Here is a 19,435-nt window from a genome sequence, read left to right on the forward strand (position 1 = left end):
CCACGCATCAGCGCGTTTTGATCACCAGACGATTGCTCTGTTTGACCTCTTCCATCACCACATAAGTACGCGTGTCGTTTACGCCTGGCAGGCGCAGCAAGGTTTCACCCAGCAGCTTGCGGTAAGCGGACATATCAGGCACGCGCGTTTTAAGCAGGTAGTCGAAATCACCAGAAACCAGGTGACACTCTTGAGTTTCTTCAAGTTTTTGCACAGCGGCGTTAAATTGCTCAAACACATCAGGTGCGCCACGATTCAGAGTAATCTCAACAAATACCAGTAATGAAGCATCCAGGTAGTGAGGGTTGAGTTGCGCAGTATAGCCAAGGATGAATCCCTGGCGTTCAAGACGGCGTACACGCTCAAGACAAGGTGTAGGAGATAATCCTACACGTTTGGAAAGTTCCACGTTTGAGATGCGACCGTCTTTCTGCAATTCATTGAGAATGTTTCTGTCGATCCTGTCGAGATCCTTACCGGGGCGTTTCTTATTATCTACCATTATTATTGTCTCTCTTCATTCCTTCCCTTTACCTGCCATCCCCTGAAAACGGTCATTGTTCGGGGCATTTTTGAAGTGAAATAACGGCGTCTGAGCGCATTCGTACCTATTTGTATGACGCATGCTGTCTGTCCACCGCATGCGTCATGACCAATATCAGACGATAAAATTCGTTCGGTACTCTGCCCAAAACCCGGCGGCAACACCCGTTTTGTTCAGACTAAGTTATTCGCTTCTCACACTGTTTTCGCAAATGCGCAGGCGATTGTCAAAGTAAAATGTCTAAATTCAGGACAAGATGCCAGACACTTCGCTGGGTCACTGTTTTTAAATGAGTATTTTCGTGCGATGGTGGTCTGTAAACTGAATTTTTGCCCCCTTTTGGCACAGGAGGCAGGCGAAAAAGCCATTCATCGTCTACGCCGTTTGCAGCAATCGCTAACAAAAGTGCGCAAGTGTTGTCATTGCTACGGCATATTCCCTACAATCGCAGGTTATGTCAGGTGAATAAAACTGAGGAACGCATGAGTACGGCTAAACACAGTAAGTTGCTCATTTTGGGCTCTGGTCCGGCAGGTTATACCGCGGCCGTCTATGCTGCACGCGCCAATTTGAATCCAGTACTGATTACCGGGCTGGAAAAAGGCGGTCAGCTGACCACCACGACGGAAGTGGAAAACTGGCCGGGCGACCCGCATGATCTGACAGGTCCCTCGCTGATGGAACGTATGCATGAGCATGCCGAGAAATTTAACACGGAAATTATTTTCGATCATATTCATACGGTCGATCTGCAGAACCGTCCCTTCCGTCTGACCGGTGACAGTGGCGAATATACTGCCGATGCGCTGATTATTGCCACGGGTGCATCAGCACGCTATCTGGGCTTACCGTCGGAAGACGCTTTTAAAGGCAAAGGCGTTTCGGCCTGTGCGACCTGTGATGGTTTCTTCTACCGCAACCAAAAAGTCGCCGTTATCGGTGGCGGAAACACCGCGGTTGAAGAAGCACTTTATCTGGCGAATATCGCCTCTGAAGTGCATTTAATTCACCGCCGCGACAGCTTCCGCGCAGAGAAAATCCTTATTGATCGTCTGATGGAAAAAGTCAGCAACGGCAATATCGTGTTGCATACACACAGAACGCTGGAAGAAGTGGTCGGCGATCAGATGGGCGTGACGGGGCTGACGCTGCGTTCAACGCTGAATACCGAAGAGACCGAAACGCTGGACGTTGCCGGCCTGTTTGTTGCTATCGGACACAGCCCGAATACGGCGATTTTCGATGGTCAGCTGGCGCTGGAAAACGGCTACATCAAGGTACAGTCCGGCCTGCATGGTAATGCCACGCAAACCAGTATCCCTGGCGTGTTTGCCGCAGGTGACGTCATGGACCATATCTACCGTCAGGCCATTACCTCTGCCGGTACCGGTTGTATGGCTGCGTTAGATGCAGAGCGTTATCTTGACGGATTGGTTAAGAACGATAAGTAAGTTGTTAATAACCTGATCTTAATTGTTTGAGGCGACTGTTTTTCAGTCGCCTTTTTTATTATCACCATGCTAAATTCAGGCGCCGGGTGTGAGGACCAGCCTCATTTCATTTGTCTTTGCCACATTGGGTTTCGCATGAATAAATCGCGTCAGCAGCATCTTACTCGTTGGCTTCGTCAACAGTGTCATCATGCTGGCCCCTGGTTGCGCGTTACGTCGTTGCTGGGCTGCGCTGGCGCGCTTCTGATTATCATGCAGGCATGGCTTTTAGCGTCGCTCCTGCAGGCGCTGATTATTGACAGGCATTCTCCAGCCTCCCTTTTGTCCTCATTTTCACTTCTGATCCTGTGCTTTGTTCTGCGCGCCGCGCTGAATTATGCCCGGGAGCAGGCTGGATTCCGTGCCGGGCAGGCCATCCGTCAGGCTTTGCGTAAACAGGTGCTGGATCGTCTGGCAGCGTTGGGTCCGGCCTGGATACAGGGCAAGCCCGCCGGCAGCTGGGCAACGTTACTGCTTGAGCAAACCGAGGATATGCAGGCCTATTACGCGCGTTATTTGCCACAGATGACGCTGGCGGCGGTCATTCCCTGTTGCATATTGCTCACCCTGTTTCCGTTAAACTGGGCGGCAGGTCTGATCCTGTTCGCGACCGCGCCGTTGATCCCGCTTTTTATGGCCCTGGTCGGCATGGGCGCGGCCGAGGCTAATCGCCGCAACTTTGTGGCGCTCGCACGCCTGAGTGGCAACTTTCTGGATCGCTTGCGTGGCCGGGAAACCCTGCGTCTGTTTCATCGGGCAGACGCCGAAAAACAGGCGATTGCTGACGCCACGACGGATTTCCGTCAACGGACGATGGAGGTTCTGCGTCTGGCCTTTCTTTCTTCGTCAGTACTGGAATTTTTTGCGTCGCTGTCCATCGCCGTTGTCGCCGTTTATTTTGGCTTTTCCTATTTGGGCGAACTGCACTTTGGTGATTATGGCCGCGGCGTGACGCTGTTTGCCGGCTTCCTGGTACTGATTCTGGCCCCGGAATTTTTTCAGCCTCTGCGCGATCTGGGCACGTTCTACCATGCTAAAGCGCAGGCAATCGGCGGTGCCGATGCGCTTGAACGCTTTATGCAGGAAACGCCAGAGGCCGAAAACACATCCGCCAGCGACGCCTTTAGCGCAACGGCGCCAGTAGAGCTGGTGGCAGAAAATCTGACGGTGCACGCGCCCAATGGCCATCGGCTCTGCGGCCCGCTCACCTTCACCCTGCGCGCAGGCACACGCGTCGCGCTGGTGGGCAAAAGCGGTGCAGGCAAAACCGCACTGTTAAATGCCTTGCTGGGCTTTTTACCCTATAAGGGATCGCTGAAAGTTAACGGCATTGAACTTCACCGTATCGCACGCCATGACTGGCATCGGCATCTTGCCTGGGTCGGCCAGAATCCCCAGCTACCCGCCGCAACGTTACGGGACAATATCATCATGGATGCGCCGCACGATCCCGCACGGCTAAGTGCCTTAACCGCATCATGTGGGATCGATGAATTTCTTTCCCGACTGCCTGCCGGACTGGATACCGAACCGGGGGATGCCAGTCATCACTTATCGGTCGGTCAGGCACAGCGCATTGCCGTAGCCCGCGCGCTGTATAAACCCGCCCAGTTATTGTTACTGGATGAGCCCGCTGCCAGCCTGGACAGTCAAAGTGAACATCATGTGATGCAGGCATTAAATCAGGCGGCCACGCGCCAGACGACACTAATGATCACCCACCAAATTGATCTGCTTCAGACATGGGATGCGATCTGGGTAATGCAGGCCGGTCAGATCGTACAGCAGGGCGACTGGCAGACGCTGACTGCGTCCGGTCCGTTCAGTGATTTATTACAACACCGGCAACAGGAGATTTTCTGATGACGGCTCTGCGTCCCTTTCTGCGGCTATGGCTGCGTCATCCCTTCCGCCTGACGTCAGGGATCGTGCTGGCGATTGTCACGCTGTTAGCCAGTATCGGCTTGCTCACGTTGTCGGGCTGGTTTCTGGCCGCCTCTTCTGTAGCCGGTGTGGCTGGCCTGTATAGTTTCAACTATATGCTTCCCGCCGCTGGCGTGCGCGGCGCAGCGATTACCCGTACCGCCGCCCGGTATTTTGAGCGGTTAGTAAGTCACGACGCAACGTTTCGGGTTTTACAGCATCTGCGCGTCTTCACGTTTAGCCGCCTGATTGCGCTTTCTCCCGGCCAGCTCGCGCTTTTTCGTCAGGCCGATCTGCTTAATCGTTTTGTTGGTGATGTGGATACGCTGGATCATCTCTATTTGCGGGTCCTCTCGCCGCTGCTGGGCGCGTTTATCGTTATCGTCGTGGTAACAGCCGGCCTCAGCCTGATTGATCTGCACCTGGCGCTGGTGCTGGGCGGCATTCTGCTTACGCTGCTCTGCCTTTTTCCCCCGCTGTTCTACCGTCTGGGCGCGCCCACCGGCATCGCGATTGCCCGGCAGCGATCGCGCTGGCGAGAGCAGTTAATGCACTGGCTGGCGGGACAGGCAGAACTGACACTGTATGGTAACGCTACCCGCTGGCGGGCCAGGCTGGACGAAGATGAGCAGCAGTGGCAGGACGCACAACGTCAGCAGGAGCGTTTACAGGCGCTGGCGCAAAGTCTGCTGCTGTTATGCAATGGCCTCACTGTTACTGCCCTGCTCTGGCTGAGCGCAACAAGCATTGCGCAGCAGCAACTGCCCGGACCGCTCATTGCCCTGGTGGTGTTTTGTGCCCTGGCAGCTTTTGAAGCACTGGCGCCGATCGCGAGCGCCTTTTTGCCCCTGTCTCAGGTAATCACGGCAGCACAACGCGTCAATGACGTTATCGATCAGTCGCCTGCCATCCTCTTTCCATCCACAAGCACGGTTCCCGCCGGTGCGCTGCAAATCAGGATTGACGCGCTGGATTTCCGTTATCCGGGACGACCTGAAAAGGTGTTGGGTCAGTTTTCACTGACGATGAAAGCCGGTGAACGTATTGCCCTTCTCGGCCCCACAGGCTGCGGCAACTCCACCTTGCTTGGGCTGCTCACCCGCGCCTGGGAGGCGCAACAGGGCGAAATCGTATTGAACAGTGTACCGCTTGCGGACTGGGATGAAGCCCAACTTCGCCAGCGCATCAGCGTAGTCACCCAGCGCGTCCATGTGTTTAGTCAGACGCTACGGGACAATTTGTTGCTAGCCTGCCCCACCGCCAGTGATGCAATGCTTGAAAATGCACTGGTGCAAACCGGGCTTCAGGGCCTGCTGGAAAATGAGGAAGGGCTTAATGCCTGGCTGGGTGAAGGCGGCCGTCCGCTGTCGGGTGGAGAGCTACGCCGCCTGGCCATCGCCCGGGCGATGTTACACAACGGCGACTTATGGCTTCTGGACGAGCCGACTGAAGGACTTGATGCCACCACCGAGCAGCAGATTCTCGCCCTCCTGCAACAGATCACCACGGGTAAAACGGTCATTATGGTAACGCATCGTCTGCGCGGCCTGGCGCAAATGGACCGAATTTGCCTTATGGACAGCGGTAAGATCGTCGAGCAGGGAAATCATTCTGAATTAGTCGCAAAAGGTGGACGTTACTGGCGTTTCCAGCAGCGCTTTGCGCTATAGTGCTGAGCAAACGCTGAGGGGTACATTACCGCGATGAGACTGGTTCAACTGTCACAAGAGTCGTTGCGCTTTCCGCCACCGGAAACCGCGCTGCGCGAGCCGAACGGCCTGCTGGCGATGGGCGGCGATCTCTCCCCTGCACGCCTGCTGAGTGCCTATCAGCAGGGTATTTTTCCCTGGTTCTCGCCCGGCGATCCGATTTTGTGGTGGTCACCCGATCCGCGAGCGGTGTTATTCCCGACGCAGTTCCATCTCAGTCGCAGTATGAAGCGGTTTCATCAGCAGTCACCTTATCGGGTGACGATGAATGAGGCCTTTGGCGATGTCGTTGACGGCTGTGCCCTGGGCCGCGAAGAAGGTACATGGATTACGTTTGAAGTGAAACGCGCCTGGCAGAAGCTCTATGAACTGGGCCACGCGCATTCGATTGAAGTCTGGCGCGATCAAACCCTTGCAGGTGGCATGTACGGTCTGGCGTTGGGACAAATCTTTTGCGGCGAATCGATGTTCAGCCTGCAACCCAATGCGTCAAAAACGGCCTTACTGGTATTCTGTCAGCATTTTATTAAGCACGGGGGCCAGTTAGTGGATTGTCAGATACTTAACCCCCATACCGCTTCGCTGGGAGCGGTTGAGATTGCACGCGATCGTTATCTTGAGCAGGTAAAAAACCTGGCATCCCTGGCCGTTGACAGCGGCTGCTGGCGTAATCAAACCCTTTTTTAAAAGTTGCGTAGATGTTTTGCACACATAAAGTCGGTTAAGTGATATAATAGCCAGGTTTGGTATGTCGTCCGCGCTTGGTTTTCAAGCCGGAATTGCCAGGCTGGGAATCTCATCGCACTCTCGGAACTGTTTCAATCGTGCGCGTGTTACCGGTTGATTCAGATTCTTAGCCCGCTAATCCCCCGCAGACGTCACATAAACACCCGAATTTAACCGACATGCTCGCGTTGACACGCGAAGCACGGCGATGCGTTGGCTTTATTGCCGACGGTTCTTTACATAACTTGTTGAATTGGGCATTATCTTGCCGATTCAACTGAAAGGTAGTACACCCAGAGGATTCGATGGCCAAAGAAGACAATATTGAAATGCAAGGTACCGTACTGGATACGTTACCTAACACCATGTTCCGCGTAGAACTTGAGAACGGACACGTGGTTACCGCTCATATCTCCGGTAAAATGCGTAAAAACTACATCCGCATCCTGACGGGCGACAAAGTGACTGTCGAGCTGACCCCGTACGACCTGAGCAAAGGCCGCATTGTCTTCCGTAGTCGCTGAGTTGCGTTGATGCTGCTGCCTGCGTGCGCGCAGGCGGACAAAAAAAGGCCGGATTTTATCCGGCCTTTTCTCGTTCTGTGAAACGGTGCTTAGTGCACCGTCCCTTCCGTTTTGCGTTTTTGCGCGCTGAGGAAGTGGTAGGTCAGTTGCCCCTTCTCTTTATCCAGCGCAACGGAAACCGATCCCCCGTCGACCAGAGAACCAAACAGCAGTTCGTTCGCCAGCGGTTTCTTCAGGCTTTCCTGCACGGTACGTGCCATTGGACGGGCACCCATCGCTTTGTCATAGCCCTTCTCTGCCAGCCAGTCACGCGCTTCGTCACTGACTTCCAGCGAAACGCCTTTCGCATCCAGCTGCGCCTGCAGTTCAACAATAAACTTGTCGACCACCTGGTGAATGACGTCCGTTGACAGGTGGCTGAACCAGATAATGTTGTCCAGACGGTTACGGAATTCAGGCGTAAAGATTTTCTTAATCTCTTCCATTGCATCCGTACTGTTGTCCTGATGAATCAGGCCAATAGATTTACGCTCAGTTTCACGCACGCCGGCGTTGGTGGTCATCACCAGCACCACGTTACGGAAGTCCGCTTTGCGACCGTTGTTATCAGTCAGCATGCCGTTGTCCATGACCTGCAACAACAGGTTGAACACGTCCGGATGCGCTTTCTCAATTTCATCCAGCAGCACAACGGCGTGAGGATGTTTGATCACCGCATCGGTCAGCAAGCCGCCCTGATCGAAACCGACATAGCCGGGAGGCGCACCAATCAGACGGCTGACGGTGTGACGTTCCATATATTCGGACATGTCGAAGCGCAGCAGTTCGATGCCCAGCGCTTTAGCTAACTGGACGGTCACTTCGGTTTTACCCACACCGGTAGGACCGGCAAACAGGAACGACCCTACCGGCTTGCGATCCTGACCCAGACCTGCGCGGCTCATCTTGATGGCTTCAGTCAATGCCTCAATGGCATTATCCTGACCGAAGACCAGCATTTTCAGACGGTCGCCCAGATTTTTCAGCGTATCGCGATCGGTTGCTGACACACTTTGCTCCGGAATACGGGCAATACGCGCCACCACCGTTTCAATGTCCGCCACATTCACCGTTTTCTTACGTTTGCTGGCAGGCATCAGGCGCGCACGGGCACCGGCTTCATCAATGACATCGATAGCCTTATCCGGCAAATGACGATCGTTGATGTATTTCACCGCCAGCTCCACCGCCGCGCGCACGGCTTTCGCAGTGTAACGTACATCATGGTGCGCTTCGTATTTGGTTTTCAGACCATTAAGAATCTGCACCGTCTCTTCAACAGAGGGCTCGGTAATGTCAATTTTCTGGAAACGACGCGCCAGGGCACGATCTTTCTCAAAAATATTGCTGAATTCCTGATACGTGGTTGATCCCATCACGCGGATTTTGCCACTGGAGAGCAGCGGCTTAATCAGGTTAGCGGCATCCACCTGTCCACCCGATGCGGCACCCGCGCCGATAATGGTGTGAATTTCATCAATAAACAGGATGCTGGAGTTATCTTGCTCAAGCTGTTTCAGCAACGCTTTAAAACGTTTCTCAAAATCACCACGGTACTTGGTGCCCGCCAGCAGCGAACCAATGTCAAGCGAGTAAATGGTGCAGTCCTTCATCACCTCTGGCACGTCGCCCTGAACGATTCGCCAGGCTAATCCTTCCGCAATCGCGGTTTTACCGACGCCCGACTCACCCACCAGCAGGGGGTTATTTTTACGGCGACGACACAGGACCTGAATCGTACGTTCCAGCTCTTTGTCGCGGCCAATCAGCGGATCAATGCCGCCAACGCGAGCAAGCTGATTAAGATTGGTGGTGAAGTTTTCCATACGTTCCTCCCCGCCTGCTTGCTCTTCGTTAACCGGATTTTCAGCACCAGGTGCCTGGCCCGGTTCGTCTTTGCGCGTACCGTGAGAGATGAAGTTCACCACATCGAGGCGGCTGACTTCGTGTTTGCGCAGCAGATACGCTGCCTGGGATTCTTGTTCGCTGAAGATGGCGACCAAAACATTCGCGCCATTGACTTCGCTGCGTCCGGATGACTGAACGTGGAACACGGCGCGTTGCAACACGCGCTGGAAGCTGAGCGTCGGTTGCGTATCGCGCTCCTCTTCACTAGCGGGCAGCACAGGCGTGGTTTGTTCAATGAAGGCTTCAAGCTCCTGCCGCAGAGCCACAATGTCCACCGTACAGGCTTCCAGTGCCTCTCTTGCCGACGGGTTACTGAGCAATGCCAGTAACAAATGCTCGACGGTCATAAACTCATGACGGTGCTCACGCGCTCTGGCGAAAGCCATGTTTAAACTGAGTTCCAGTTCTTGATTGAGCATTAGGCACCTCCTCCAGTTAATCGCTCTGACCTGCTTCCTGTATGGAGAGAGGCTCAGGCTTTTTCAAGCGTACACAGCAACGGATGATGATTGTCCCGCGCGTAATTGTTCACCTGTGCCGCTTTCGTCTCAGCGACTTCTGCGGTAAATACACCACAGATGGCTTTACCGTGGTAGTGAACTTTCAGCATCAGTTGCGTTGCACGTTCAATATCATAAGAAAAGAACTTTTGCAGAACGTCAATAACAAATTCCATAGGTGTATAATCGTCATTATTCAGAATGACTTTATACATCGAAGGTGGCTTTAACTCTTCGCGTACTTTACCTTCGGCTAAGTGTTCGAAATTTAGCCAGTCTTTAGTGTTTGCCATAGTGTTCCGTTGTGAGTCAGTACGTCATCATCAAACCCGGTGTCATCTGTAGAGTTTAACACGTGTGTCAAGTGCACTGCCGCTAATGAATCGGTCAGTCAAAAATTCGTTACGCGACCTGTATCACAAAATTTCAAATAGCGTTAACTACCTCAAATTTTGATGATTTTCTCCCCACCTGGCCCGGTGGTTTGCTTGACGATCGCGGCGATTTTTCTACATTCTAGCTTCACAAGCTGATTGAGTTTTAATCAAACCCGACTCACAGCTTACGTCACCTCACCTACTTATAAAATGTCTTGCGAGGGAAGTAAAAGCATGGAGACAGGTACCGTTAAATGGTTCAATAACGCCAAAGGTTTCGGCTTTATCTGTCCAATCGGGGGCGGCGAAGATATCTTCGCACACTACTCAACAATACAGATGGATGGTTACAGGACGTTAAAAGCGGGCCAGCAGGTCCATTTTGACGTTCATCAAGGCCCGAAGGGCAACCATGCCAGTCTTATTGTACCCGTAGAAGCGCAGCAGGCCGTGGCCTGACATCCCCAACGTTGGACCGCTCCGTCAAAAATGCCAGCCTGATGCGCTGGCATTTTTACTTTATGCCTTAACCCGCCTTCCCCTGCGCCAGTTGGATGACGCGAACAAACATCTCTTGCAGACAGGTCGGAACAGACGCGGTTCCGTGTTCTGCGGCCGCCATAGCGACCGTGATGGCCAGTTCCGGTTTTGATGCGCGATGAATCGCTTTGGTAATAATACGCCTGGAATTAACAGGCACGTTTAACGGCAGATGCGCTGCCGCATGGTAAACCTCGCTAAAGCCGTTGTTGTAGAGGAACTGTTCCATATCGGCCGCCGGAAGCTGGGTCAGATGATGCTTTTCATTATCATGCGGCTGAAGCTGGCTGCGCGCCGTGGCGGCATATTTTTTTCCTGCCATGTCGCCATCCGTCAGGACATGCCAGGCGATGCCCATGCGTCGGGCAAATTTCAGCAACGGCTTCAGACCTGACTGCGCATATTCAATGACTTTTATCCCTTCTGCCGCGAAGTGATAACCGCATTGTCGTGCCATCTGATTGATAATCCAGACTTCGGTTTCACCTTCCACCAGCAACCAGCAACGGGCAAACAACGCTGAGGGGCGGTTAACACGAATATGAAAGCCGATGCGACGGCTGTCTTCTGCACTCAATCCTTCAGGGCCGATGCGCCACGCCGCCACGCGCGTGGGTTCGCGTACCAGTCGACACACATCCTCTACCGCCACCTGCGACAATAACTCGCCCGAGTTGGTCGTGGCAATCTTCTGCAACGGCAGCAGCGCAAGCAAGTTCCAGGCCACCGAAAGCATGATGGGGTGCAGTCGTGTTTCCGGATCTTCAATTAACAACAGCGGTCGCGCACCCGGGAGCAACGGCTCATTGCCCCTTGCCTGCATCAGTAAGCTAAACATCCGCAGCAAAATCAGCTGACGGCTGCGCACATCGGTCGCAGCAATCAGATGATTAAGCTGATCCAGCGAACGCCAGCCCTCAACGCCATCCCGTGACTGTGGATCGACGCGGAACGCCTGGCTCCCGTGATCCGGATGCTGCACCAGAAAATAGTGCTCCATCAGTTGCTGTAGCGTTTGCACGCCCTGACGCAGGACCGCATCGCTCAACTGTTGGGGATGACGGTCCAGATCGCGCGTCAGGTTATCCAGCTCCTGCGTCAGCTGATTTAATGTCGTCAGACGTTCATCCACCCGGCTGGCAACGGGACGCAGGCGGCGGCTAAAACGCGCATCGCGCAGGCGTAATACCGGATTCATACGCAGGAGAACATCGATCGCCTCAGCCGTTCCCGCTTCAGGCAACACCTGGCCCTCGCTGTCGATAAAGCGTCGCGAGGATCGAATCTGGCCAGCGTGTCGTCTGGCCTGGATGCTGTAACGCAGATAGCGTTGTCCGGGTATCGCGCCTAGCCAGAAAGGCGCAAGTGGTCCGCTGGTTTCTGCCTCATCCTCACGAAAATGAAAAACCACAGACAGGCGATGCACCTGGTCGTCCCTGTCGCCAGGCGTAAAATGAAAATCGTCAGACGTAAAAACATACTCGCGCGTGTGCGGTGACAGCAGCAGACTCAGTGCATCCAGCAGACTGGATTTCCCCCAGGCATTTTCGCCGATCAACAGGTTAATGCGCGTTAACGGAAGAGAAAGCTGATTAATGCCGCGAAATCCCCGGATATCGATATGTTCCAGATTCATAGCGCTTTATCCTCTGAGCTGACCGAAGAAGGGAACGCGTTGCTCTGGCGGTCAGGTGACTTTACCGTCAGGGTTTACTCCCCTGTGCTTTTTCGTTAGCGTAGCGTCAATTTTAACATGGACGATCTTTTCATTATGTATTCAGGACTGTTACTGATTCTCCTCCCGCTCTTCGCTGGCTGGCTGTTACCCGTCCGGCAGGCCAGGTTTCTTAAGGCGGTAAATCGTCTGCTGGGCTGGATGGTCTACGTCATTCTGTTTTTTATGGGCATCAGCCTGGCTTTTCTGGACAACCTCAGCAGCAATCTGATCACCGTTTTTTATACGGCATCCGTCGCTGCGGGCTGTATTTTACTGTGCAACCTGCTGGCATTGCGCTGGCTGGAACAGCGGATGCCCTGGCAACATCATCATAAACAGCAAAAACTGCCGTCACGTTTACATATGGCGCTGGAATCGCTGACGTTGTGCGGCGTCGTAGTCCTCGGCTTTGCGCTGGGCCTTACGCAATGGCCCTGGCTGCACCATGCATCCGCAGCCAGTGAATATGCCTTGATCTTCCTGCTCTTGCTGGTCGGTATTCAACTGCGCGGCAGCGGCATGACGCTGCGTCAGATTATCCTGAATCGCCGGGGGATGACGATTGCCTGTGTCGTCCTGCTGAGTGGCTTACTGGGCGGCATTATAGCGGCGCTGATACTGGGGCTCCCCCTTAAAACCGGCCTGGCACTCGCCAGTGGCTTTGGCTGGTATTCCCTTTCCGGCATTCTGATGACAGAAGCCTTTGGGCCAGTGATCGGCAGTGCCGCGTTTTTTAATGACCTGCTGCGAGAGCTTATCGCCATTATGCTGATTCCCGCGCTGATCGCCCGCCACCGCAGCAGCGCGCTGGGCTTGTGCGGCGCGACGTCAATGGATTTTACCCTGCCCGTTTTACAACGTGCAGGCGGTACCGATATTGTGCCGGCGGCGATCGTGCATGGATTTATTATGAGCCTGGCCGCGCCCGTGCTTATTGCGCTGTTCTCAGCCTGAGCGCGAAATTCAACTTTTGATGCAATTTTTTACGGTAGAGTTGAATGACTCTCGTCTACGCTTCTTGGTAGCTGTTTAATTCTGCCCTCCCCGGGATGGCAACGAATGACCAAGGAGATGAAGATGAAACAAACCGTCGCGGCGCTGGTGGCCAAAACGCTGGAAAACGCCGGTGTAAAACGTATTTGGGGCGTCACAGGTGACTCGTTAAACGGACTCACTGACAGTCTGAACAAAATGGGCACCATTGAGTGGATGCCTACCCGCCATGAAGAAGTGGCAGCTTTTGCTGCGGGTGCGGAAGCGCATGCCAGTGGCACGCTTGCGGTCTGCGCGGGTTCCTGTGGGCCAGGTAACCTGCATCTGATTAACGGGCTGTTCGACTGCCACCGCAATCGCGTTCCGGTACTGGCCATTGCCGCCCACATCCCCTCCAGTGAGATCGGCAGCGGTTACTTCCAGGAAACGCATCCACAAGAGTTGTTTCGCGAGTGCAGTCACTATTGCGAACTGGTCTCCAATCCCGAGCAGTTGCCCCAGGTATTGGGCATTGCCATGCGCAAAGCGATTCTGAACCGTGGGGTTTCCGTGGTGGTGCTGCCGGGCGATGTGGCGCTGCAACCCGCTCCCGATGCTGCGCGTGCAGAGTGGTATCCACCGCAGCTACCCGTCGTGTTGCCGTCTGCCGATGAACTGGCGACCCTGACACAAACACTGAATGACGCCCGCAATATTACGCTGATGTGCGGCAGCGGCTGTGCCGGTGCGCATGAGGAAGTGGTGCAACTGGCGGCAACGCTGAAAGCCCCTGTTGTGCATGCGTTGCGCGGCAAAGAGCATATCGAATATGACAACCCGTACGATGTGGGCATGACCGGGCTAATCGGTTTCTCCTCGGGTTATCATGCCATGATGAATGCGGATACGCTGGTGCTGTTGGGTACTCAGTTCCCCTATCGCGCCTTCTACCCTGAGAAAGCCAACATCATTCAAATCGATATTAATCCCGGCAGTCTGGGATCGCACTGTCATGTCGACCAGGCGTACGTCGGTGATGTCAAAACGACGCTGCGCGCGTTGCTGCCGAAGCTGCAGGTGAAAACCGATCAGCATCATCTCGACAGTGCGCTGAAACACTACGCGGAAGCGCGTAAGGATTTGGATGCGCTGGCCACCGCGAACGACAGGCAGCCCATTCACCCGCAGTATCTGGCTCAGCAAATCAGTGAACTGGCTGACGAAGATGCTATTTTTACCTGCGATGTGGGCACGCCGACCGTGTGGGCGGCGCGTTATCTGAAGATGAACGGCAAGCGTCGCCTGCTCGGATCGTTTAATCACGGTTCGATGGCGAACGCCATGCCACAGGCGATGGGTGCACAGTCGCTTAACCGGGACCGTCAGGTCGTGGCGCTCTGTGGCGATGGTGGATTCAGCATGCTGATGGGTGATTTTCTGACCGTCGCACAGCTGAAATTGCCTGTCAAACTGGTCATTTTTAACAACAGTTCGCTGGGGTTTGTCGCCATGGAAATGAAAGCGGGCGGCTACCTGACTGACGGGACGGATCTGCATAATCCTGACTTTGCGGCCATTGCCGAGGCCTGCGGCGTGAAAGGTATTCGGGTTGAAAAAGCGTCAGAACTCAATGGCGCACTGGAACAGGCCTTTGCCCATGACGGCCCGGTGCTGGTGGATGTCATCACCGCGAAGGAAGAGCTGGCTATGCCGCCGGAGATCAAGCTGGAACAGGCCAAAGGATTCAGCCTCTATATGCTCCGTGCCATCATCAATGGGCGGGGTGACGAAGTGCTGGAGCTGGCAAAAACCAACTGGCTACGGTAAAACAGAGTGCTCTTGCGGGCGGGTTCTCTGCCCGCCTGTTTTCCGCAGACCAGGAGCGCCCGATGATCGATTTACGCAGTGATACCGTCACCCGTCCCGGCAGCGCGATGTTACAGGCGATGATGGCCGCTGAAACCGGCGATGACGTCTATCGCGATGATCCCACCGTCAATGCACTGGAAGCCGAAGCCGCACGTCTGAGTGGTAAAGCGGCAGCGCTGTTTTTCCCTACCGGCACGCAGGCGAACCTGGTGGCCCTGCTCAGCCACTGCGAACGCGGCGAAGAGTATATTGTGGGCCAGCAGGCGCACAATTATAAATATGAAGCCGGCGGCGCGGCGGTGATGGGCAGTATCCAGCCCCAACCCATTCTCGCAGCAGCAGACGGCAGTTTGCCGCTGGATGTCGTGGCAGACGTTATTAAACCCGACGACATCCATTTTGCCCGCACCCGGCTGCTGAGCCTGGAAAATACCCATCATGGTAAAGTGTTACCCGCTGCCTACCTGGAGCAGGCCTGGCATTTTACCCGAGCACATAAACTGGCGCTGCATATCGACGGCGCTCGCATTTTCAATGCGGTCGTCGCACAGCAAACCACGCTGGAAAACATTGCCCGCTATTGCGATACCTTGACCATTTGTCTGTCGAAGGGCCTGGGCGCGCCGGTAGGCTCGCTACTTTGCGGCGAGGCAGCCTATATCGAACGTGCACGCCGCTGGCGCAAAATGGCGGGCGGAGGCATGCGCCAGGCCGGTATTCTGGCGGCGGCGGGCCTCTATGCGCTGCAACACAACGTTACGCGTTTGCAAACGGACCACGACAACGCCGCCTGGCTGGGACAGGAACTGCGAAAGATGGGGATTGACGTCGCTGAGCAGCAGACGAATATGCTGTTCGTGCGCATCCCGGACGATCAGGTTACGGCGCTGGGCCAGTGGATGCATGCGCACAACGTCCTGATGAGTGTGGGCCCGGTAACACGGATTGTGACCCATCTGGATGCTGAGCGTCCCGCGCTTGAAACGGTGCTCGGTCACTGGCGGGCCTTCCTGGCACAGCACCGTCCTGATGCGGCAACGGATGCGGTGAACCTGCCCGCCTCGCCTTACGCAGGCCGCTGACCTCGCCACAGCGCCGTGATCGAGGGATTATTGCGCTGTGCCGTATTTCTCCAGCAGGGCCTGCGCTATCGCCAGGGTTTCGGCATCCGCGAAGCCCTGAATATTTGCAGAACGAAAATGCATCTGAAAGGCGGCAATCAGTTTCTGTTGCTCGTCCGCGCTCATTCCTTCCGTTACCTGATAACCATAACGCTGCAAGCACTCCAGCAGGGTTACGGCTGGCACAGCGGCGTAACGATCGCGTCCGGCCAGATAAAACGCCACGCGTTGTGGATCGGGCCACGCGCCAATGCCCTCAGCGGCCAGTTGCTGCCAGGGAAACAGCGGGCCGGGATCCTGCTTACGCTGCGGCGCGATATCGCTGTGGCCCACAATATTTTCCGGTGCGATGCCATAGCGCTGCGTTATATCACGTACCAGCGCCGCCAGGGTGCGAATCTGCGCAGGGGGGAACGGTTGCCACGTCACTCCGGCCGGCGTCCGGCGGTAGCCGTTGTTCACCAGTTCGATGCCCACCGAGGTGTCGTTAATACGGGTTGCGCCGCGCCAGAAGCTGGCGCCGGCATGCCAGGCCAGATCCTGCTCCGGTACCAGTTGCCAGATAATGCCTTTACCGTTGCGCTGCGGTGGCTGGCGGGGAATAAGATAATGCACGCTGACGTCACGGTCAGTCAGCGTAGCCAGCGAGGAGGAGAAGTCCTCGGCGGTATAGTGAATCACCACCACCTTCACGCGCGGACGCGCGCCCTGTGCGGGATGGCGCAAATCAACCCAGTAGCCCGATCGTGATTCAATGCCTGAGTGGCAGCCCGCCAGCAGCAGCGCCATCAGACAGCACAGGAGGCGTTTCAACGAATAACAACCGCCGTGCCGCTGACGCTAACCATCAGCATGCTGCTGTCTTTCCCTACGGTTTCATAGTCAATATCAATGCCCACCACCGCGTTCGCTCCTAGCGATCTGGCCTGGTCTTCCAGCTCTTTAAACGCGATCTCGCGCGCTTTACGCAGTTCTTTCTCATAAGCGCCCGAGCGGCCGCCCACAATATCGCGAATCCCGGCGAAAAAATCGCGGAATATATTGGCCCCCAGAATCGCTTCACCAGTGACTACGCCGCAGTATTCCGTGATGCTGTGTCCTTCCAGCGTCGGGGTTGTTGACAATTTCATCGTACTCTCCTGTTACCGAAACGGGTCAAAGGCTCTTTCACCTAAAAGCAGGGCTATACTCTATGTTAAAAAAGCACCTTGCCAGAGAACAATAAGGAAATCGAGATGAGAAACAAAGGTTTTGCGCTTTTGCTCCCGGCTGCGCTGCTGCTGAGTGCCTGTACGACGGTCGAGCCGGTAATTAAGGATAATGGCCCGCGCATGGCCCCCTGCGTGGAAGGTGGCCCGGACACCGTCGCCCAGCGTTTTTACGACATGCGTATTGAGCATCCTTCATCCGGCCTGCCTGATACCGCGACGCTGGCACAGTATCGCCCTTACCTGAGCGATGAACTTTATCAGGCGCTGCTGCAAGCCAGTCAACGTCCGGATGCGGCGACGTGGCGCAACGGCGATCTCTTCTCCAGCCTGGCTCAGGGGCCAACCGGGGTTGACGTTGCCGATGCTTCCACGATTCCTAACCGGGATGCCCGTAACATTCCCCTGCGCGTGAAAATGAGCCGCGGTGACAAACAGTGGCAGGACGAAGTGCTGATGATTCATCAGGGCAGTTGCTGGGTCGTCGATGATGTCCGCTATGTGGCAGATGTCCCGCATCCTGGCGGAGGATCGCTTAGCCAGCTGCTTGAAAAAACAAAGAAATAAACGCTTTTTGACATCAGCAGATAAAAACGCCGGCTGCCAGGCCGTGCGTTTTTATCCCGTGCCACCTCCGGTTCCCCGTCTTCTCACCGCCTTGTCTCGCGATATCTTGTGCTAATCTTTTGTGTGTTTACCGCTTATTCGTAAATTTTAAGCCACCTTAATTGCATAACTATTTTGGTGACGTTAAAATCCGCAAAACTAATAGCTATTCAAAATTGGCGCATGAGTATTCAACTAAACGCGATTAATTGTTTCTACGGTGCTCACCAGGCGCTGTTTGACATTAACCTGGAATGTCCGCAGGGCGAAACGCTGGTGCTGCTTGGCCCAAGCGGCGCAGGAAAAAGTTCGCTGTTGCGCGTGCTGAATCTGCTTGAGCGCCCACGCTCAGGCCAGTTGCACATTGCAGGTAATGATTTCGACTTCAGCAAAACCCCTTCAGAGGCCGCGATACGCGAGCTTCGTCAAAATGTCGGAATGGTCTTCCAGCAATATAATCTCTGGCCGCACCTGACGGTGCTGCAAAACCTGATGGAAGCCCCCTGCCGTGTACTGGGCCTGAGCAAGGCCGACGCACGCGCCAGAGCCGACAAGCTCCTCGATCGTCTGCGCCTGACCAGCTATAGCGACCGTTTCCCCCTGCACCTTTCTGGCGGGCAACAGCAACGCGTAGCCATTGCCCGTGCGCTGATGATGGAGCCGCAGGTGCTGTTATTTGATGAACCCACTGCCGCGCTCGACCCTGAAATCACCGCCCAGATCGTCAGTATTATCCGCGAACTGGCTCAGACGCAGATTACACAGGTTATCGTGACGCACGAAGTGGACGTGGCCCGTAAAACGGCCAGCCGTGTGGTTTATATGGAAAACGGGCATATCGTGGAACAGGGTGATGCCAGCCGCTTTACACAGCCGCAAACCGAGGCGTTTGCACATTATCTTTCGCACTAAGTCAGGATGCTAAAAATGAAAAAAGTCGTACTTGCTGCACTGCTTGCCGGATTGAGTTTAAGCGCCTCCGCCGCTGAAACTATTCGTATTGCCACCGAGGCCTCCTATCCTCCGTTTGAATTTGTCGATGCCAACAACAAAATTCAGGGCTTCGACGTCGATCTGGCGAATGCGCTGTGTAAAGAGATGGATGCAACCTGTACCTTTACCAACCAGTCTTTTGACAGCCTGATCCCAAGCCTGAAATTCCGCCGTTTCGATGCCGTTATGGCCGGTATGGACATTACGCCTGAGCGCGAAAAGCAGGTGCTGTTCAGCAAGCCTTACTACGATAACTCTGCAATTTTCGTGGCGCAGAAAGGCAAAGTGGCCAGTGTTGACGCGCTGAAAGGTAAACGTGTAGGCGTGCAAAACGGCACTACACATCAGAAATACCTGGCCGACAAACACAGCGACATCACCGTTGTCCCTTATGACAGCTATCAGAATGCCGTGCTTGACCTGAAAAATGGCCGTATCGATGCGGTCTTTGGCGACAGCGCCGTGGTAAACGAGTGGCTGAAACAAAACGCGAATCTGGCCCCGGTGGGTGAGAAAGTCACGGATAAAGCCTACTTTGGCACCGGTCTGGGCATCGCCGTTCGTCAGGGCAATACCGAGCTGCAAGGCAAGTTCAACACCGCGCTTGATAAAATCAAGGCCAATGGTACTTACAAAACCATCTACAACAAATGGTTTCAGCAGTAATCT

17 protein-coding genes and 1 pseudogene are annotated in these 19,435 nt (G+C 54.8%); 12 read left to right on the forward strand and 6 right to left on the reverse strand.

Annotated features, from left to right (window positions below; genetic code table 11):
* Nucleotides 1–7 precede the first annotated feature (7 nt).
* Nucleotides 8–502 (reverse strand): leucine-responsive transcriptional regulator Lrp, encoded by a 495-nt coding sequence (gene lrp / locus GC090_RS13770; protein ID WP_006118610.1) that lies wholly within the window; start codon nt 500–502, stop codon nt 8–10.
* 524 nt (nt 503–1,026) lie between these two features.
* On the opposite strand from lrp, the gene trxB reads away from it, so the two are divergent.
* The 5 genes from trxB to infA all read left to right on the forward strand — a co-directional run bounded on the left by trxB (nt 1,027) and on the right by infA (nt 6,916).
* Entirely contained in the window at nt 1,027–1,995 is a 969-nt protein-coding gene (gene trxB, locus GC090_RS13775; RefSeq protein WP_033737645.1) for a thioredoxin-disulfide reductase, read from the forward strand.
* Between the two features lie 135 nt (nt 1,996–2,130).
* Nucleotides 2,131–3,897 carry a heme ABC transporter permease/ATP-binding protein CydD gene (gene cydD, locus GC090_RS13780; protein WP_324020118.1) on the forward strand — a complete coding sequence of 589 codons (1,767 nt, stop codon included), beginning with the start codon at nt 2,131–2,133 and terminating at the stop codon, nt 3,895–3,897.
* Nucleotides 3,897–5,627, forward strand: a complete 1,731-nt coding sequence (gene cydC / locus GC090_RS13785; protein WP_324020119.1) for a heme ABC transporter ATP-binding protein/permease CydC — start codon at nt 3,897–3,899, stop codon at nt 5,625–5,627. The genes cydD and cydC overlap by 1 nt, the downstream gene beginning before the upstream one ends.
* Before the next feature lie 33 nt (nt 5,628–5,660).
* Nucleotides 5,661–6,353: a leucyl/phenylalanyl-tRNA--protein transferase gene (aat, locus tag GC090_RS13790; protein ID WP_006118606.1), complete on the forward strand. Its 693-nt coding sequence runs from the start codon at nt 5,661–5,663 to the stop codon at nt 6,351–6,353.
* A 344-nt stretch (nt 6,354–6,697) separates the two neighbouring features.
* The gene (gene infA / locus GC090_RS13795; protein WP_002211347.1) at nt 6,698–6,916 is read left to right on the forward strand and encodes a translation initiation factor IF-1; all 219 of its coding nucleotides are present in this window, start codon (nt 6,698–6,700) and stop codon (nt 6,914–6,916) included.
* Nucleotides 6,917–7,005: 89 nt separating this feature from the next.
* Here the strand turns inward: infA and clpA are convergent, their stop codons facing one another.
* Nucleotides 7,006–9,282, reverse strand: coding sequence for an ATP-dependent Clp protease ATP-binding subunit ClpA (gene clpA, locus GC090_RS13800; RefSeq protein WP_006118605.1), 2,277 nt, complete (start codon nt 9,280–9,282; stop codon nt 7,006–7,008).
* A gap of 53 nt (nt 9,283–9,335) precedes the next feature.
* Nucleotides 9,336–9,656: an ATP-dependent Clp protease adapter ClpS gene (clpS, locus tag GC090_RS13805; RefSeq protein WP_006118604.1), complete on the reverse strand. Its 321-nt coding sequence runs from the start codon at nt 9,654–9,656 to the stop codon at nt 9,336–9,338.
* A gap of 318 nt (nt 9,657–9,974) precedes the next feature.
* Here clpS and cspD point away from each other — a divergent pair, with 318 nt between their 5' ends.
* Nucleotides 9,975–10,199, forward strand: a complete 225-nt coding sequence (gene cspD, locus GC090_RS13810) for a cold shock-like protein CspD (RefSeq protein ID WP_006118603.1) — start codon at nt 9,975–9,977, stop codon at nt 10,197–10,199.
* Nucleotides 10,200–10,266: 67 nt separating this feature from the next.
* Here the strand turns inward: cspD and GC090_RS13815 are convergent, their stop codons facing one another.
* Nucleotides 10,267–11,916 carry a DUF2813 domain-containing protein gene (locus tag GC090_RS13815; protein WP_324020120.1) on the reverse strand — a complete coding sequence of 550 codons (1,650 nt, stop codon included), beginning with the start codon at nt 11,914–11,916 and terminating at the stop codon, nt 10,267–10,269.
* A gap of 135 nt (nt 11,917–12,051) precedes the next feature.
* Between GC090_RS13815 and GC090_RS13820 the strand changes: the two genes are divergently transcribed.
* The 3 genes and pseudogenes from GC090_RS13820 to ltaE form a co-directional block, all read left to right on the forward strand.
* The gene (locus tag GC090_RS13820; RefSeq protein ID WP_033737650.1) at nt 12,052–12,951 is read left to right on the forward strand and encodes a LysO family transporter; all 900 of its coding nucleotides are present in this window, start codon (nt 12,052–12,054) and stop codon (nt 12,949–12,951) included.
* Nucleotides 12,952–13,074: 123 nt separating this feature from the next.
* A complete protein-coding gene (poxB, locus tag GC090_RS13825; RefSeq protein WP_033737651.1) occupies nt 13,075–14,796 on the forward strand; it encodes a ubiquinone-dependent pyruvate dehydrogenase in 1,722 nt (573 codons plus the stop codon).
* A 62-nt stretch (nt 14,797–14,858) separates the two neighbouring features.
* Nucleotides 14,859–15,857 (forward strand): annotated as a pseudogene (gene ltaE / locus GC090_RS13830) (low-specificity L-threonine aldolase); the annotation flags it as partial.
* Between the two features lie 90 nt (nt 15,858–15,947).
* Here the strand turns inward: ltaE and GC090_RS13835 are convergent.
* Both GC090_RS13835 and GC090_RS13840 read right to left on the reverse strand, forming a co-directional pair.
* Nucleotides 15,948–16,748, reverse strand: a complete 801-nt coding sequence (locus tag GC090_RS13835; RefSeq protein WP_172912617.1) for an N-acetylmuramoyl-L-alanine amidase — start codon at nt 16,746–16,748, stop codon at nt 15,948–15,950.
* 20 nt (nt 16,749–16,768) lie between these two features.
* Nucleotides 16,769–17,089, reverse strand: coding sequence for a heavy metal-binding domain-containing protein (locus tag GC090_RS13840; protein ID WP_082999207.1), 321 nt, complete (start codon nt 17,087–17,089; stop codon nt 16,769–16,771).
* Nucleotides 17,090–17,194: 105 nt separating this feature from the next.
* Between GC090_RS13840 and GC090_RS13845 the strand changes: the two genes are divergently transcribed.
* The 3 genes from GC090_RS13845 to artJ all read left to right on the forward strand — a co-directional run bounded on the left by GC090_RS13845 (nt 17,195) and on the right by artJ (nt 19,432).
* On the forward strand, nt 17,195–17,734 hold the full coding sequence (locus tag GC090_RS13845; RefSeq protein ID WP_054634240.1) for a lipoprotein: 540 nt from the start codon (nt 17,195–17,197) through the stop codon (nt 17,732–17,734).
* 222 nt (nt 17,735–17,956) lie between these two features.
* The gene (gene artP / locus GC090_RS13850) at nt 17,957–18,685 is read left to right on the forward strand and encodes an arginine ABC transporter ATP-binding protein ArtP (RefSeq protein WP_110267732.1); all 729 of its coding nucleotides are present in this window, start codon (nt 17,957–17,959) and stop codon (nt 18,683–18,685) included.
* Nucleotides 18,686–18,700: 15 nt separating this feature from the next.
* The gene (gene artJ, locus GC090_RS13855; RefSeq protein ID WP_033737655.1) at nt 18,701–19,432 is read left to right on the forward strand and encodes an arginine ABC transporter substrate-binding protein; all 732 of its coding nucleotides are present in this window, start codon (nt 18,701–18,703) and stop codon (nt 19,430–19,432) included.
* Nucleotides 19,433–19,435: the final 3 nt, after the last annotated feature.

This window comes from Pantoea sp. JZ29, from assembly GCF_035190385.1.
Classification (GTDB): Bacteria; Pseudomonadota; Gammaproteobacteria; order Enterobacterales; family Enterobacteriaceae; genus Pantoea; species Pantoea stewartii.

Excerpts from the sequence above, each read along its gene's own strand:
- cydC (WP_324020119.1), top strand. The coding sequence starts at position 3,897 with ATGACGGCTCTGCGTCCCTTTCTGCGGCTATGGCTGCGTCATCCCTTC.
- infA (WP_002211347.1), top strand. The coding sequence starts at position 6,698 with ATGGCCAAAGAAGACAATATTGAAATGCAAGGTACCGTACTGGATACG.
- poxB (WP_033737651.1), top strand. The coding sequence starts at position 13,075 with ATGAAACAAACCGTCGCGGCGCTGGTGGCCAAAACGCTGGAAAACGCC.
- GC090_RS13820 (WP_033737650.1), top strand. The coding sequence starts at position 12,052 with ATGTATTCAGGACTGTTACTGATTCTCCTCCCGCTCTTCGCTGGCTGG.
- cspD (WP_006118603.1), top strand. The coding sequence starts at position 9,975 with ATGGAGACAGGTACCGTTAAATGGTTCAATAACGCCAAAGGTTTCGGC.
- clpA (WP_006118605.1), bottom strand. The coding sequence starts at position 9,282 with ATGCTCAATCAAGAACTGGAACTCAGTTTAAACATGGCTTTCGCCAGA.
- aat (WP_006118606.1), top strand. The coding sequence starts at position 5,661 with ATGAGACTGGTTCAACTGTCACAAGAGTCGTTGCGCTTTCCGCCACCG.
- GC090_RS13815 (WP_324020120.1), bottom strand. The coding sequence starts at position 11,916 with ATGAATCTGGAACATATCGATATCCGGGGATTTCGCGGCATTAATCAG.
- artP (WP_110267732.1), top strand. The coding sequence starts at position 17,957 with ATGAGTATTCAACTAAACGCGATTAATTGTTTCTACGGTGCTCACCAG.
- GC090_RS13845 (WP_054634240.1), top strand. The coding sequence starts at position 17,195 with ATGAGAAACAAAGGTTTTGCGCTTTTGCTCCCGGCTGCGCTGCTGCTG.
- trxB (WP_033737645.1), top strand. The coding sequence starts at position 1,027 with ATGAGTACGGCTAAACACAGTAAGTTGCTCATTTTGGGCTCTGGTCCG.
- GC090_RS13835 (WP_172912617.1), bottom strand. The coding sequence starts at position 16,748 with ATGGCGCTGCTGCTGGCGGGCTGCCACTCAGGCATTGAATCACGATCG.
- lrp (WP_006118610.1), bottom strand. The coding sequence starts at position 502 with ATGGTAGATAATAAGAAACGCCCCGGTAAGGATCTCGACAGGATCGAC.
- clpS (WP_006118604.1), bottom strand. The coding sequence starts at position 9,656 with ATGGCAAACACTAAAGACTGGCTAAATTTCGAACACTTAGCCGAAGGT.
- GC090_RS13840 (WP_082999207.1), bottom strand. The coding sequence starts at position 17,089 with ATGAAATTGTCAACAACCCCGACGCTGGAAGGACACAGCATCACGGAA.
- cydD (WP_324020118.1), top strand. The coding sequence starts at position 2,131 with ATGAATAAATCGCGTCAGCAGCATCTTACTCGTTGGCTTCGTCAACAG.
- artJ (WP_033737655.1), top strand. The coding sequence starts at position 18,701 with ATGAAAAAAGTCGTACTTGCTGCACTGCTTGCCGGATTGAGTTTAAGC.